This window comes from Chelatococcus reniformis, assembly GCF_014640075.1.
Classification (GTDB): domain Bacteria; phylum Pseudomonadota; class Alphaproteobacteria; order Rhizobiales; family Beijerinckiaceae; genus Camelimonas; species Camelimonas reniformis.
In genome coordinates, this window is the sequence record NZ_BMGG01000018.1 from 1 (window position 1) to 14622 (window position 14622).

Annotated in this window: 16 protein-coding genes and 1 pseudogene; 5 read left to right on the top strand and 12 right to left on the bottom strand. The window is 70.2% G+C overall.

From position 1 onward, the window contains the following. Positions 1-98 (bottom strand): NAD-binding protein (locus IEW34_RS29790; protein ID WP_188612486.1); only part of this gene is annotated, 98 nt, incomplete at its 3' end. Between the two features lie 363 nt (positions 99-461). Between IEW34_RS29790 and IEW34_RS29795 the strand changes: the two genes are divergently transcribed. Next, entirely contained in the window at positions 462-707 is a 246-nt protein-coding gene (locus tag IEW34_RS29795; protein ID WP_188612896.1) for a GlsB/YeaQ/YmgE family stress response membrane protein, read from the top strand. Positions 708-803: 96 nt separating this feature from the next. Here IEW34_RS29795 and IEW34_RS29800 read toward each other — a convergent pair whose 3' ends face one another. From IEW34_RS29800 to IEW34_RS29840, 9 genes are all read right to left on the bottom strand, one after another. Next, on the bottom strand, positions 804-1664 hold the full coding sequence (locus IEW34_RS29800; protein WP_188612897.1) for an SDR family oxidoreductase: 861 nt from the start codon (positions 1662-1664) through the stop codon (positions 804-806). Positions 1665-1706: 42 nt separating this feature from the next. Continuing rightward, positions 1707-2318, bottom strand: coding sequence for a flavodoxin family protein (locus tag IEW34_RS29805; protein ID WP_188612898.1), 612 nt, complete (start codon positions 2316-2318; stop codon positions 1707-1709). 228 nt (positions 2319-2546) lie between these two features. Beyond that, on the bottom strand, positions 2547-3320 hold the full coding sequence (locus IEW34_RS29810) for an SDR family NAD(P)-dependent oxidoreductase (RefSeq protein WP_188612899.1): 774 nt from the start codon (positions 3318-3320) through the stop codon (positions 2547-2549). A 309-nt stretch (positions 3321-3629) separates the two neighbouring features. Beyond that, on the bottom strand, positions 3630-4481 hold the full coding sequence (nadC, locus tag IEW34_RS29815) for a carboxylating nicotinate-nucleotide diphosphorylase (RefSeq protein WP_188612900.1): 852 nt from the start codon (positions 4479-4481) through the stop codon (positions 3630-3632). Between the two features lie 173 nt (positions 4482-4654). Beyond that, positions 4655-6205: an L-aspartate oxidase gene (locus IEW34_RS29820; RefSeq protein ID WP_188612901.1), complete on the bottom strand. Its 1551-nt coding sequence runs from the start codon at positions 6203-6205 to the stop codon at positions 4655-4657. After that, positions 6202-7185 (bottom strand): quinolinate synthase NadA, encoded by a 984-nt coding sequence (gene nadA, locus IEW34_RS29825; protein WP_188612902.1) that lies wholly within the window; start codon positions 7183-7185, stop codon positions 6202-6204. The genes IEW34_RS29820 and nadA overlap by 4 nt, the downstream gene beginning before the upstream one ends. Positions 7186-7243: 58 nt before the next feature. After that, entirely contained in the window at positions 7244-8173 is a 930-nt protein-coding gene (locus tag IEW34_RS29830; protein WP_210324628.1) for an NUDIX hydrolase, read from the bottom strand. A gap of 247 nt (positions 8174-8420) precedes the next feature. Continuing rightward, on the bottom strand, positions 8421-8708 hold the full coding sequence (locus IEW34_RS29835) for a hypothetical protein (RefSeq protein WP_188612903.1): 288 nt from the start codon (positions 8706-8708) through the stop codon (positions 8421-8423). 105 nt (positions 8709-8813) lie between these two features. Then, a complete protein-coding gene (locus IEW34_RS29840) occupies positions 8814-9185 on the bottom strand; it encodes a winged helix-turn-helix transcriptional regulator (RefSeq protein WP_188612904.1) in 372 nt (123 codons plus the stop codon). Between the two features lie 107 nt (positions 9186-9292). On the opposite strand from IEW34_RS29840, the gene IEW34_RS29845 reads away from it, so the two are divergent. Beyond that, on the top strand, positions 9293-10309 hold the full coding sequence (locus tag IEW34_RS29845) for a zinc-binding alcohol dehydrogenase family protein (RefSeq protein ID WP_188612905.1): 1017 nt from the start codon (positions 9293-9295) through the stop codon (positions 10307-10309). Positions 10310-10554: 245 nt separating this feature from the next. Here IEW34_RS29845 and IEW34_RS29850 read toward each other — a convergent pair whose 3' ends face one another. After that, positions 10555-11175, bottom strand: a complete 621-nt coding sequence (locus IEW34_RS29850) for a TetR/AcrR family transcriptional regulator (RefSeq protein WP_188612906.1) — start codon at positions 11173-11175, stop codon at positions 10555-10557. Positions 11176-11250: 75 nt separating this feature from the next. On the opposite strand from IEW34_RS29850, the gene IEW34_RS29855 reads away from it, so the two are divergent. Then, complete coding sequence (locus tag IEW34_RS29855; protein WP_188612907.1) at positions 11251-11859, top strand: NAD(P)H-dependent oxidoreductase; 609 nt, start codon at positions 11251-11253, stop codon at positions 11857-11859. Between the two features lie 174 nt (positions 11860-12033). Here IEW34_RS29855 and IEW34_RS29860 read toward each other — a convergent pair whose 3' ends face one another. Next, positions 12034-13065 (bottom strand): aldo/keto reductase, encoded by a 1032-nt coding sequence (locus tag IEW34_RS29860; RefSeq protein ID WP_188612908.1) that lies wholly within the window; start codon positions 13063-13065, stop codon positions 12034-12036. A gap of 125 nt (positions 13066-13190) precedes the next feature. On the opposite strand from IEW34_RS29860, the gene IEW34_RS29865 reads away from it, so the two are divergent. Both IEW34_RS29865 and IEW34_RS29870 read left to right on the top strand, forming a co-directional pair. After that, entirely contained in the window at positions 13191-13781 is a 591-nt protein-coding gene (locus IEW34_RS29865; protein ID WP_188612909.1) for a TetR/AcrR family transcriptional regulator, read from the top strand. A gap of 436 nt (positions 13782-14217) precedes the next feature. Beyond that, positions 14218-14622 (top strand): annotated as a pseudogene (locus IEW34_RS29870) (transposase); the annotation flags it as partial.

The window sequence follows — 14622 nt, forward strand, 5'->3', positions numbered from 1 at the left end:
GCATCCTTGTCGACGCACGTCACATGATGGCCGAAGTCGGCAAAGCAAGTTCCCGAAACGAGGCCCACATAGCCGGACCCGATCATCGCTACACGCATCGTTGCTATCCTTCCGGATTGACTGCCGGTGTACCCCCGGGCCCGGGCCGCGTCCCTCAAGCGGCGCCTGGCGCGCTGGGCGGGGAGCATATGTCAGCTCTTATCGCAGCGCAGCATAAATTGTGCCGATGTCGATCTGATGTCGGCAAAAGGCGAAGGCCCCGGCCGTCGCCCGGCCGGCTGCGAGCCCAGACAGATGCTTCCCTTGATCGCACGATAGCACCTGCGTCTGCGGCAAAAATAACGCAGGTGCCGACGCAGGCGTGCCTCCCGGGACGGCGGCAGGGGCGGTGGCCGCGGCGCGGGCGCCAAATGTGGTAGCTTTGCGGCGGCCGGCGGCAGGCCGGCCTCGGGGGTAGGCTCATGCACCTGTTAGTTTTTCTTCTGGTCGGTCTGATTGCCGGCTGGCTCGCCGGCCTGATCGTCAAGGGCGGCGGCTACGGCCTCATCGGCGATATGGTCGTCGGCGTCATCGGCGCTTACCTCGGCGGCTTCCTGCTGCCGCGCATTGGCCTGCACCTGGGCTCGGGCATGATCGACTCGATCATCTCGGCGACCATCGGCGCCATCATCCTGCTGGTCATCCTCAAGATCGTGCGCCCGGGCTGATCGTGCGCCCGGCGATGCGCGCGGCCGGGGCAGCCGCTGCCCTGCGACGCCTTCGCCCGCCCGCGTGCGCCGCTCCGCCGCGGGCGGTCCGTCGGGCTACAGGATCGGCTTGCCGCCGGTGACGGCGATGGTGGCGCCGGATACGTAGCTGGACAGCGGATCCGCCAGCATGACGTAGGCCGTCGCCAGCTCAGCCGGCTGGCCGGGCCGCTTCATCGGCACCTGCTTGCCGAAGCTGGCGACCGCGTCCGGCGGCAGGGTCGACGGGATCAGCGGCGTCCAGATCGGGCCCGGCGCCACCGCGTTGGCGCGGATGCCCTTCTCCGCCAGCGCCTGGGCGAGGCCGGCCGTGAAGTTCTGGATCGCGCCCTTGGTCGTGGCATAGGCGAGCAACGTCGGGTTGGGCGTGTCGGCGTTGATCGAGGCGGTGTTGATGATGGCGCTGCCGGGCAACATGTGCGGCACCGCCGCCTTGGTGAGATAGAACATGGCGTGGATGTTGACGCGGAACGTCAGCTCCCACTCCTCGTCGGGAATGTCCTCGATGCTGGCGAAGCTCGCCTGGTGCGCCGCGTTGTTGACGAGGATGTCGACGCCGCCCAGCTCCGCCACCGCCCGCGCGACGATCGTGCGGCAATGGGCGGCGTGCTGGATGTCGCCCGGCACCAGCACGGCCCGCCGCCCGGCCTCCTCGATCAGCCGCCGGGTCTCGGCCGCATCGTCGTCCTCGTTCAGGTAGGACACGACGACGTCGGCCCCTTCGCGCGCGAAGGCCAGGGCGACGGCGCGGCCGATGCCGCTGTCGCCCCCGGTGATGATGGCCCGCTTGCCGGTGAGCCGGCCGGCGCCCCGATAGGAGGTCTCGCCGTGGTCGGGCCGCGGCTTCATCGCGGCGGTGGCGCCGGGGATGGGCTGCTGCTGCTCGGGAAAGGGCGGGGTCGGGTAATGTGCGGTCATCGGAGGCTCCTGTCCTGATCGCGGCCCTGGTGATGCGGCGGATCAGCCGGCAAGGCCGGGATAGCGGGCGCCTGCAAGCAGCCCCGCCAGATGCGCGGCGTTGGCCGCGGCCATGCGCGTTGCCCGCACGGTCGGCTCGTACGGCTCGGACAGATCCTTGTAGACCTTCGATCCCATGGCGGGCCCGACCCAGTAGGTGCCGGCATTCGCCGCGACCGTGAAGCCGACATCGTTCAGGGCCTGGAACACCTCCGCATGGCAGTGGTGGCCGCCGTCCTCGTTGCCGACCACGGCACAGACGGCGACCTTGCCGTAGGTCGGCATGCGGCCCTGCTCGTCCGTTTCGCTGAGGAAGGCATCCATGCGCTCGAGCACGCGCTTGGCGATGCTCGACGGCTGGCCGAGCCAGATCGGCGTGCCGAGGGCGATGATGTCGGCCGCCAGAATGCGCCGCCGCAAGGCGGGCCAGGCGTCGCCCTCGCCCTCATCGGCGGTGACGCCCGGCTTGATGTCGAGATCGGCCACGCGCACGACTTCGCCGGACACCCCCGACCGCGTCAACTCGGCGAGCAGCTCGCGCAGGATCTTGTCCGTCGAGGAGACGGTGCCGCTTCGCTTGAGGCTGCAGTTCAGCGCAAGACAGGTGAGAGCCATCGCAGGTCCCGGGCATGCGGAAGGACGGCGACCGACGGGCGCGGAGCTCGAACGAACCCGTTCTCCCGCCCCGGCCGGACGCATCCCACCAACCCGAGGCGTCAACCGATGTTCCGGAACGATGCGGCGCGGGGCCCCTGGACCCCGGGCCGCGATGCGAACGGCCGGAGCTCTGCGGCCTGCCCGGATGGTCCCATCCGATCGGCCATGGCTCCGGCCGGCGAGGGCTCAGCGGTGATGCTGGCCGTCGTCGACGCGGATGCAGGTGCCGGTGACGAACTCGGACGAGGGCGACACCAGATAGAGCAGCGTGCTGTCGAGCTGCGCGGCGTCGCCCAGCCGCCCGCGGGGATAGTGCTTGGTGATGTCGCCCATGCGCTCCAGCATGCCCTCCATCATCTCCGACATGAAGGCGCCGGGCGCGATGGCGTTGACGTTGATGTGGAAGCGCGCCCACTCGACGGCAAGCGCCTCGCTCATGCGCACCACCGCCGCCTTGCTGATGGAGTAGAGGGCGGCGCCGTTGCCGCCGTAGTCGAAGGCGGCGGCCGAGGCGATGTTGACGATCCGGCCCGGCTTCTTCGCCGCGATCAGCCGGCGGGCGAACTCGCACGAGAGGATGTAGGGCGCCCGCAGATTGGTATCGAGCACCTTGTCGATCAGGTCGACCGACATCTTCACCGCCCTCTGGGCGTCGGGAATGCCGGCGTTGTTGACGAGGATGGTGACGGTGCCGAGCTCGGCCTCGGCCTTGCCGACGACGGCCAGCAGCTGGTCCGCGTCCGTGACGTCGAGCTGCAGCGGCAGCGCCTGGCCGCCGGTCGCCTTGATCTCCGCGGCGACCTGCTCGAGCCGGTCGAGACGGCGGCCGGTGATGGCCACCTTGGCGCCGCAGGCGGCGAGCGTCTTGGCGAAGCGCACGCCGAGGCCGGAGGAGGCGCCGGTGACGAGGGCGACCTGCCCGGACAGATCCGCGCTGAAATTGGGCATCGGGTAGGACATGGGCGTTTCCTTGTTGCTTGGGACGTGGATACACCCTGCTAACAAATGAGGTCCCGCCCCGCTACCGTTCGCCTCCCGCCCGTCGGTCAGCCGTCGGCGAGCCCGTGGAGCGGGATGATCCTTCCTTGAGTCATCGACCCCGCTCTAATCTTTGTTTCGCGCATGATCTTGCCCAAAAAAACCGGCCCACTTCTTGGGAACACGCTCCTAGAGCCTTTCCGCGTTTCTTCGAATCGCCGAAATGCTCTCTCTGCTTGATTTGGCGCGTTTTCTTCACGCGAACCGGCGTCCACTTCGCTCGAAAACGCTCTAGACCTCCACATCGAGGCCGATGTCGAGGATCGGCGTGCTGTGGGTCAGCCAGCCGACGGAGATGAGGTCGACGCCGGTGGCGGCGATGGCCGGCGCCGTCGCCGGCGAGACGCGGCCGGACGCCTCGGTGAGCATGCGGCCGGCGACCACGGCCACCGCCTGACGCAGCATCTGCGGCGGCATGTTGTCGAGCAGCACCGCATCGGCGCCGAAGGCCAGCACCTCGTCGAGCTGGGCCAGCGTATCGACCTCGATCTCGACCTTGACGAGGTGGCCGACCCGCGCCTTGACCCGCTCCAGGGCGGGGCGGATTCCCCCTGCGACGGCGATGTGGTTGTCCTTGATCAGCACCGCATCGTCGAGACCGAAGCGATGATTGCTGCCACCGCCGGCGCGCACCGCGTATTTCTCGACGGCGCGCAGGCCCGGCGTGGTCTTGCGCGTGCAGACGATCTTGGCCTTGTGGCCGCTGATCGCGGCACTGAGGGCGGCGGTGGCGCTGGCGATACCGCTGAGCCGGCACAGGAAGTTCAGCGCCGTCCGCTCCGCGGTGAGCATGCCGCGCGCCGGCCCCTCGATGGTGGCGATGGCCTGGCCCGGCGCGACCCGGACGCCGTCGCCGACGGCCCGGCGCAGGGCGATCTCCGGATCGATGAGGCGGAAGGCGCACTCGGCCAGGTCGAGCCCGGCGACGACGCCCTCCTGGCGGGCGACGAGGCTCATGCGCGCCCGGTGCGCACGCGGCACGACGGCCTCGGTGGTGAGGTCACCGGCGCGGCCGAGATCCTCGAGCAGCGCGGCGCGGACGATCGGCTCGACGACCAGCGCCGGCAGGGAGAACTCGCTCATCTCAGGGGTTACTCATCTTGTGGGTCGATCTTGATGGCTGGCCGCCGCCGCATGAGCATTGACGGGTCCAACTGAGTGACCTCGCCCCGCGTGCGGGGCGAGGGGGCGTCGTTGCACCGGCAGCGCCAACCGTCCGAAGGCACGGTGCCGAGCCGCTCGTTGACCTTGTGGCATCAGTTGTTCTTGGCCAGGGCCAGGGCGGGGCGGGACAGCGCCTCGGCATGGGCCACCGCCTGCTCCAGGGTGAGGCGCGCATGGGCGGGGTGGGGCGCGCGGCCGGGGCAGTCCGCGCGCAGGTGAGCGCCGCGGCTTTCCGTGCGGCGCAGGGCCGCGACCGCCATCATCAGGCCGACGAGCGCGGGGTCGGCCGCGGCCCGGCCCTCGCGCGCCAGCGGCAGCAGGCTCGCCGTCGCCTCCGTGAGACCGTCCCCGTCGCGGATGACGCCGAGGTGGCGCGACACGAGGCCACGCACCCGCTCGGTCCGCGGCGCCGGCGGCACGTGGTGCAGCGGCCGCGGCTCGGCGTGGCGGCGCGGGGCGGCGCCGGCCACGCTCTCGGCGACCCAGGCCGCGCACACCGCTGCTTCGGTGAGGGAGTTGCTCGCCAGGCGGTTGGCGCCGTGCAGGCCGGTGGCGGCGACCTCGCCGCACGCCCACAGGCCCGCCACCGTGCTGCGGCCCTCGCCGTCCACGGCGATGCCGCCCATGTGGTAGTGCGCCGCCGGCCGGATCGGGATCGGCATGGTGGCCGGATCGAAGCCGGCCGCCCGGCAGGCCGCATCGATGCCGGGGAAGCGGGCGGCGAAGCGCGCGCCCAGGCAGGCGCGGGCGTCGAGGAAGACGGAGCCGCCCCGCGCCAGCTCCTGCCAGACGGCGCGGGCGACCACGTCGCGCGGCGCCAGCTCGGCGCCGGGGACGCCGTCCATGATGCGCCGCCCGGTCGCGTCGATGATGAGCGCACCTTCGCCGCGCACCGCCTCGCTGACGAGCGGCAACGGCCGGCTGCCGGAGGCGAGCGCCGTCGGGTGGAACTGCACGAACTCCAGGTCGGCGAGCGCGGCACCGGCGCGGGCGGCGAGCGCCAGCCCGTGGCCGAACGAGCCCACCGGGTTGGTGGTGTCGTCGTAGAGGCCGCCGACACCGCCGGTAGCCAGCACCACGCACGCCGTGGACAGCACCAGCACACCCTGCGGGCCGACCGCCAGGATGCCGGCGACGCCGCGCTCGTCGGTCAGCACCCGGCGCACGTCGACGTGCTCGATCAGGGTGATCGACGGGGTGCGGCGCACCGCCTCGCCGAGGGCGCGCACCAATTCACGGCCGGTGCCGTCGCCGTGGGCGTGGACGATGCGGCGGCGGCGATGGGCCGCCTCGAGCCCCAGGGCGAAGCCGCCCTGGCCATCCCGGTCGAAGCGGACGCCGAGCCGGGCAAGCGCCGCGACGGCGCCGGGCGCGCCGTCGACGATGCGCCGCGCCACCGCCGCGTCGCCGAGGCCGTCGCCGGCGGCGAGCGTGTCGGCGAGGTGCAGGGCCGGATCGTCGTCGTCGCCGACGCTGGCGGCCATGCCGCCCTGGGCCCACGGGCTCGATGCCTCCGAGCCGAGCGGCGCCTTGGCCAGCAGCACCACCGGCTGCGGGGCCAGGAACAGCGCGGTGGCGAGCCCCGCGACGCCGCCGCCGACGATGACGGGCTGGTCCTTGAGCGCCGGAGCGTCGATCGTCATAGCGCCAGCATCCGCTCGACCGAATTCTTCGCGCGCTCGGCCAGGGCCGGATCGATGGTCACCACGTGGCGGTTCTGCTCCAGCGCCTGGCGGATGTTGGCGAGGGTGATCCGCTTCATGTGCGGGCACAGGTTGCAGGGCCGCACGAAGTCGATGTCGGGATAGTGGACGGCCACGTTGTCGCTCATCGAGCATTCGGTGAGCAGCACCACGCGGGGCGGGCGCCGGTCCCCGACGTAGTTGGCCATGGCCGCGGTGGAGCCGGCGAAATCGGCCTCCGCCACCACCTCCGGCGGGCACTCCGGGTGCACCAGCACGGTGACGCCGGGATAAGCCTCGCGCAGCTCGCGCACGTCATCGGCGGTGAAGCGCTCGTGCACCTCGCATTGGCCGGCCCAGGCGATGATCTCGACCGTGGTCTCGGCGGCGATGTTGCGCGCCAGGTATTGGTCCGGGAGCATGATCACCTTCGGCACGCCGAGGCCCTCGACGATCGCCTTGGCGTTGCCGGAGGTGCAGCAGATGTCGCACTCCGCCTTCACCGCGGCCGACGTGTTGACGTAGGCGACGACCGGCACGCCCGGGTGCGCCTCGCGCATCAGCCGCACGTCGGCCGGCGTGATGCTGTCGGCAAGCGAGCAGCCCGCCCCGGTGTCGGGGATGAGTACGGTCTTGGCCGGGTTCAGCAGCTTGGCCGTCTCGGCCATGAAATAGACGCCGGCGAGCACGATGATGTCGGCGTCCACCTTGGTGGCTTCGCGGGCGAGCGCCAGGCTGTCGCCGACGATGTCGGCGACGCCGTGGAAGATCTCGGGCGTCTGGTAGTTGTGCGCCAGGATGACGGCATTGCGCTCGCGCTTGAGCCGCAGGATGGCGTCGACATCGTCGGCGAACAGCTCCCATTCGGCCGGCGGCACGACGCGCCTGACGCGGTCGTAGAGCGGGCGGGTGCGGGCGAGGACGTCGGCAGAAGCTTGCATGGCCTATACTCACTTTGAGCATATATCGGCTATATGCTTACTCTGAGCATAACCCCTGTCAAGAGCGGACGAGCGGTAATTTCGTTCCGATGGCCTCTCGCTCGGCCAGCACGGCATGGCGGAAGCGGAACAGCTTGGCCGGCCGGCCCACCGTCTCGGGGGCGGTTTCGCCCGTTTCCTCAACCAGTTCCTGCTGCTCCACGAGGCGCCGGAAATTCTGCTTGTGCACGAGGCGGCCGGCCAGGGCCTCAACACAGCGTTGCAGCTGGAGCAGGGTGAAGGTCGGCGGCATGAGCTCGAACACCACCGGCCGGTATTTGATCTTGGCGCGCAGGCGGGCGATGCCGGTGGCAAGGATGCGCCGGTGGTCGGCGATCATGGCACGGGCCGTGATACGGTCGCCGCCGGCCGCCGCGCGCCGTGCGCCTTCCGGCACGAGGCCCGCCTCGTAGAGCAGCTCGTAGCGCTGCAGCGCCAGCTCCTCGTTCCAGGTGCCGCCGTCGAGGCCGAAGGTGACGCAGGCCCGCTGCCAGCGGTCGCGGCGCAGCGTCCCCCCTTCGCCCGCCTCCGCCCAGGCGCGCAGCAGCGGCGCAAGGCGGCCGGCGATGATGGCGGGCTCGCCCGACCGCCAGTCCTCCCAGGGAAAATAGTCGTACCAGCTGCGCCAGCCCGCCTCGCGCTCGCTCGAGGCACGCGTCAGCCCGAGATAGCTGATGGAGATGGTGCGCTGGCCGGCGTCGCTGCCGCGGTCCTTGTCGGCGAAGGTGTAGAGCTGCTCCACATAGCCGATGGGGTGCCGCGTCTGCTGCTCCACCCAGGCGCGCAGGCCGGACTGAAGCGACCGGTGCGCCAGCTCGAACGGCCCGGACGGCAGCGCCTGCCCCTCATCGAGCGTCATCACCCGCGGCTCGCCGCCGGTGACGGCGACCAGCACGGCGATCAGATCGACGGCGACGGCCCGGGCAAGCGCAGGTTCGGCCGGGAGCACACTGGCGGTGTGCGAACCCGCTTCCCTTATCGGCGCATGGTCTGCGGTGGCCGTCCGACGCTTAGTGCGAGGTGATTCCTCTTGGATCATCCCGCTCTAAGCCTTTGTTTTGAGCATGATCTCGTCCAACAGCCGGTGTCCACCTTTTGGGATCATGCTCAAGCTCCAGCACCCGTTCGTGGAATCGGCATGCACTCTCGGCGATCCGGCCGCCGCCAGCAAGACGAGGACTCCTGCGACCTTTGCCTCAGGGCGCGCGAGCGCTGGATCCGCCCGGCGCCCCGGGGTCATGGGCGCCGACGAAGAGGCCGTTGGCTTGCGTCCAGGCGATGAAGGCCTTCCCCGCCTCGTCGATCTCGTCAGGCGTGTGCGCCTCCTGGAGCCGGAAGATCAGCCCGTCGCGGTTGCTGGCGGCGGCGCGCGGTCGGCTCTCGACGAAGCGCAGCGCATCGAGCAGGGTCGGAATGTCGATCGGCCCCTGCTCGGCGCGGACCGTGATGACGGGTAGAAGGGCGGTGTCCGAAGGGCAGTTCATCGGAGCAAAACCCGGCCGCGTCGGAAAGGGTTCCGGACCGGCCGGGCGCTGTCAGCCGGCACGCGCGAGGCTGCCGATCCGCGCGGCGCCACTTTGGCCGCCAGCCTACGCCGCCGTCGCCGCCGTGCTGAAGAGGCCGATGTTGTCATCGCCCCACTGCTTGAGCGCGACGAGGACCGGCTCCAGCGTCCGCCCCCGGTCCGACAGGCTGTACTCCACCTTGGGCGGCACCTGGGCGTAGACCCGGCGCACGATGAGCCCGTCCGCCTCCAGCTCGCGCAGCTGGTGGGTCAGCGAACGCTGGGTGACGCCGCCGGCGCGGCGGCGAATCTCGTTGAAGCGCAGCGTGCCGTCGAGCAGGTGGAACAGCACCACCCCCTTCCACTTGCCGTCGATCAGGCTCAGCGTCGCCTCCACCGAACAGCCGGGGCTGCAATCGAAGCGGGAATGGCGCGGCGGGGTCTTCACGGTATCCATTTGGCTCCTATGGCTCCAGCACGACACTATCGGCAAGGATTGTGCGTTCTTCCCAGGGCGTAGCTTAGCCGCCATCTTGCGCCTGCAACAAGGGAAGGAGAGGCGCCATGCGTGCCGTTGGCTACCAGAACCCGGGTCCTATCGACGGGGAGGATGCGCTCGTCGACGTCACGCTGCCGGAGCCGGCGGCAGGCGGCCGCGACCTCCTGGTCGAGGTCAAGGCGGTCTCGGTCAATCCGGTGGACGTCAAGGTGCGGGCGAGCGCCCGGCCCGCGGCCGGCGCGTGGAAGGTGCTGGGCTGGGACGCCGCCGGCATCGTCCGCGCCGTCGGCCCGGAGGTCACCGCCTTCCGGCCCGGCGACGAGGTGTTCTATGCCGGCGCCATCGACCGCCCCGGCACCAATGCCGAGCTCCATCTGGTGGACGAGCGCATCGCCGGCCCCAAGCCGCGCACCCTCGACTGGGCCGCCGCCGCGGCGCTGCCGCTCACCGCCGTGACCGCCTGGGAGGCGCTGTTCGACCGCCTGCGGGTGACGGCGCCGGTGCCGGGCGCCGCACCCGCCGTGCTCATCGTCGGCGGCGCCGGCGGCGTCGGCTCGATCGCCATCCAGCTGCTGCGCGCCCGCACCGACCTCACGGTGATCGCCACCGCCTCGCGGCCCGAGACCGTGGACTGGGTGCGCCGCATGGGCGCCCACCACGTCGTCGACCACCGCCGGCCGCTCGCCGCCGAGGTTGCGGCGCTGGGGCTCGGGGCCCCGGCCTTCGTCTTCTCCACCACCCACACCGACGCCCATCTGGCCAAGATCGCCACGCTGATCGCGCCCCAGGGCCGATTCGCCCTGATCGACGATCCGCCGGCGCTCGACATCGTGCCATTCAAGCGCAAGTCGGTCTCGGTGCACTGGGAACTCATGTTCACGCGCTCCCTGTTCACCACCGCCGACATGGCCGAGCAGGGCGCCATCTTCGCCGAGGTGTCGCGCCTGGTCGACGCCGGCCAGCTCGTCAGCACCGTGACCGAGCGCCTGGCGCCCATCAGCGCGGCCAACCTCAAGGCCGCACACGCCGAGCTCGAAAGCCACAGCGCCCGCGGCAAGATCGTGCTGGAGGGATGGGCGTAGGCGTCCGCGCATGCCGGTTCGCCACCGGGGCGGTGGCGGCCGCCTCGACCGCTAAGCATTATTTTCGAGCGAAGTGGACGCCGGTTCGCGTGAAGAAAATGCGGCAGAACAGCTAGACTGAGCCTTGTTCAGCTCGGCCTCGCGCGAGCCGTCGCGGCCGCGGCACGTGTGTGGCGAAGGCTGAGCTTGGCGACGCCCCCCTCCACCGCCCTTCCCCATCATGTCGGGCCACGGCGCCAGCGACGTCACCGAAGGATGCCCACCTGGCGCCGCTGGGCCGCCGAGAGGATGACCGCGGCGAGCTCGCGTTTCGCCTCGGCCGTTCCGATCTCTCCCGCGGCGGCGGCGAGCGACAGGGCTTCAGCGGCGCCGAACGCGCCGAGCAGGCTCGTCCTCGAGACGCTTGCCCCGGCGAAGGGGTCGAGGGCCGCCTTGCATTTCTCCAAGAAGACCGCGTTGCACTGCCGCTTCAGAGCCTCGAGCTCCGGTGAGCCCTCCAGCGCGGCCGCGACGCCGAACAGCTCGCGGCCCTGGGCGAGCACGCAATCGACGTAGGCGTCGGCGATGACGCGAGCCTTGTCGCGGAGCGTCGCCGGGCTCGCCGCGAGCGCCTCCTCCATCGCGGCGGCCTGCCGCTGGTCATAGTCCTGGTAGAGCGCCGCGAGCAGGCCGTTGCGCGTGCCGAAGTGATCGTAGACCACGGGCTTTGCCACCTCGGCCTGCTCCGCGAGGCGGCCCAGCGTCAGGGCATCGGCGCCCTCCGCCTGCGCGATGCGCCAGGACACCGCGATGAGGTTGCGACGGCGCACGTCGCGCGGCAGGCGGCGCCGGGGGGTGGTGGTGGCGTCGGTGGAGTGCGTTGACATCGTTATATACCAAAAGTAACCTACCTAAAGTATATAACGTTCACCCGAGGTTTCCAAGCCAGGAGACAAGCCCACATGCGCACGCTGATCGTCCTCGCCCATCCCGATCCCGCGTCCCTCACCCAGGCGGTGGCCGCCCGGATCGCGGCGGCCGTCCAGACGGCGGATCCCGCCAACGTGGTCGAGATCGCCGACCTCGCCGCCGAGGGCTTCGATCCGAGCTTCGGCGCGGGGGACATCGCCCATTTCCGCCACCGGGTGCCGCCGCCGGCCGACGTCCTCGCCGAACAAGCCCGTATCGATCGGGCCGACGCGCTCGTCCTGGTCTACCCGGTGTACTGGTGGTCGATGCCGGGGCAGCTCAAGGGCTGGATCGACCGGGTGTTCGTGAACGGCTGGGCCTATGAGGAGCGCGACGACGGCTCGGTGGCCAAGCTGCTCGGCCGGCTGCGCGTGCATCTGGTCGGCATCGGCGCTGCCGACGACGGCGTCTACGAGCGCCACGGCTACGGGCGTGCCATGCGCACCCAGATCGACCACGGCATCTTTGGCTATTGCGGCGCTCCGGTTCTGACGTCGGACGTCCTGCTGCCGTCCGCCGCGCCGTTCCCGGCCTCGGCGCTCGCACGCGCCGGCGACATCGGCCGGTCGATCGCCGCCGGCGCGATCGCCGCGGCGGCGTAGCGACGGGCTGGTTCATCGCGCGTCTTATCCTCAGTGGATGGATGGCCGGGTCAAGCCCGGCCATGACGAGGTGGGCAGCGAAAACCCATCGATCTCAATGTCATAGACAGACTTAACCGGCTATCCATCCGCCTTGAAATGCGCGCCCGGTCGGGGCGCTGTCCGTCACAATCCCTACGCTGCGTCGCGATCGAATAGCGGCCTGCGCCGCAGCCCGGCATTCACCAGGGCAGGCGGGTTGTAGTTGGCTTCGTTCAAGCCGATGTCGACGCCCGCGGGGACGACCTGGTCGATCTGGTCGAGAACCTCGTCGCTCAGCCGAACCTCGGCGGCGGCCAGCAGATCGTCGAGCTGCTCCATGGTGCGCGGACCAAGGATCGCCGAGGTGACGGCCGGGTGCGCCGTGACGAACCCCAGCGCCAGGTGGGTGAGCGACAGGCCGGCGCCCTGCGCGATCGGGATCAGCCGCTCGACCGCCTCGAGGCTGCGTGCATCGGACATCTGCTTCTGGAAGTATTTGACGCGCAGCGAGTCGGGCGGCGGCTGGTCCTTGCGGTAGCGCCCGGTGAGCATGCCCTTGGAGAGCGGGCTCCATACCAGGACGCCCATCCCGTAGCGCTGGCAGGTGGGCAGCACGTCGCGCTCGATGCCGCGATCGAGGATGGAATAGGGCGGCTGCTCCGTGCGCATGCGGGCAAGTCCGCGGCGCTCCGCCACCCACTGCGCCTCGACGATCTCGGAGGCGGGAAAGGTGGAACTGCCGATGGCGCGCACCTTGCCGGCGCGCATCAGGTCGGTGAGCACCGCGAGGGTCTCCTCGATGTCGGTGTCCGGCGCCGGGCGATGAATCTGATAGAGGTCGATGTAGTCAGTCTGGAGCCGGCGCAGCGAGCCCTCGACCGCCTGGGTGATCCAACGCCGGGAGTTGCCCTGCATGTTCGGATCGTCGCCCATCGGGCCGTGCACCTTGGTGGCGAGCACGATGCGATCACGCCGTCCCTTGAGCGCCTTGCCGACGATCTCCTCGGACTCTCCGGCGCTGTAGCGATCGGCGGTGTCGACGAAGTTGATGCCGCAATCCAGAGCCTTGTGAATGATGCGGATGGCCTCGTCGTGATCGGGGTTGCCCCCCTTTCCGAACATCATGGCGCCCAGGCAATAGGGGCTGACCCTGATGCCGGTGCGACCGAGCGGGCGGTATTGCATGGCCGTGATCCCTCGCGATGGAAACATCCCGCGCTCCGTGCTAGTCCAGCAAACGGAACGGCGATCCGTTTTAGATACGGAACGTTGTTCCGTTTTGCAAGCGGCAGGTAGCGAGCGGCAGCGGCGTGGTGGAATCGAACGGTGACGGGCCGGCGCGGGCGGACGCGCGGCGCAGCCTCGCCGCCCTGCTCCAGGCGGCCAAGGAGGTGTTTTCGGTCTCCGGCGTCGACGCGCCGGTGCGGATGATCGCCGAGAAGGCCGGCGTCGGCGTGGGCACGGTCTACCGCCACTTTCCCCAGCGCTCCGACCTGATCGTGGCGGTCTTCCGCAACGAGGTCGACGCGTGCGCCAACGCCGCCCCGGTGCTGGCGGCCCAATGCCCGCCCGGCGAAGCGCTCGACCGCTGGCTCCAGCGCTTCATCGCCTTCGTCGCCACCAAGCGCGGGTTTGCGGCAGCGCTTCATTCCGGTGACCCGGCCTACGAGCCGCTGCCGAACTACCTGCTGGACCGCCTGGCGCCGGCCTTGGGCGGATTGCTGAGCGCCGCAGCGGCCGCGGGCAAGGTCAGAGCCGACGTCGAGCCGGTGGATCTCCTGCTGGCGATCGCACGCTTGGCCGCGCCGGACGACACGGGCGGCCTGACGGCGCAGTCACGGCGGATGCTGGCGCTGCTGTTCGATGGACTCCGGCTGCCGCCGGGGGCGATGTGGGGTTGAGGTTTGGAGCGCTGTTGGGCGTCCGCTTCGGGTCGGCGGCGGCCGCCCCGCGGGGCGGCGAGGGCGCTGCCTTCGTCGAGATCGTCAGCCGCTCCGAGGACCAGAAGGGCCTTCAGCTTCTGTCACAGCGACGGGTGCTCAAGCGCACCTTCGGCTGGACGATCTCGACGATGAAAGCGCATCGCCGTCTCCCACGCCATGATCCCCGTCGCCACGGCGGCATTCTCATCCGCAGAAACGCCGATCCACGAACCTCAAAAGAGGCTCTAAGAAGAAGGGCACGTACAATGTGTGCAGCCGGGAGGTTTGCGGAAGGCGGCAAGCGCAAGCCCGTTGCGCCACACGCGGCGGCCGCAATGCGTCGATACCGTTGAAAAAGTCGGCATTGCTGAGTTGGTGAAGTCCTGATTCAGTCGTCTTGGCGGAGGGCGGCGCGATGATGGGCGAGCGGCAGGTGGCGCAGGAGGCACTGTTCTACGAGTTTAAGCCTGGAGCGGCATGTTCCGGCCGATCATTGGGTCCGCGCCATCGACCGGTTCGTCGATCTCTCCGAGATCCGTACGCATCTGCGCCCGTTCTACAGCGCGACAGGTCGCCCTTCGATCGATCCGGAGCTGATGATCCGGATGCTGCTCATCGGCTACTGCTTCGGCATCCGCTCCGAGCGCCGCCTGTGCGAGGAAGTCCATCTGAACCTGGCCTATCGCTGGTTTTGCCGGCTCGGGCCCGACGGCGGCGCCTGATCACTCGACCTTCTCGAAGAACCGGCATGGTCGCTTCCGTGAGAGCGACCTCCTGCGCGAGCTGTTCGAGGCGACCGTCCGACGCTGCATCGCGGAGG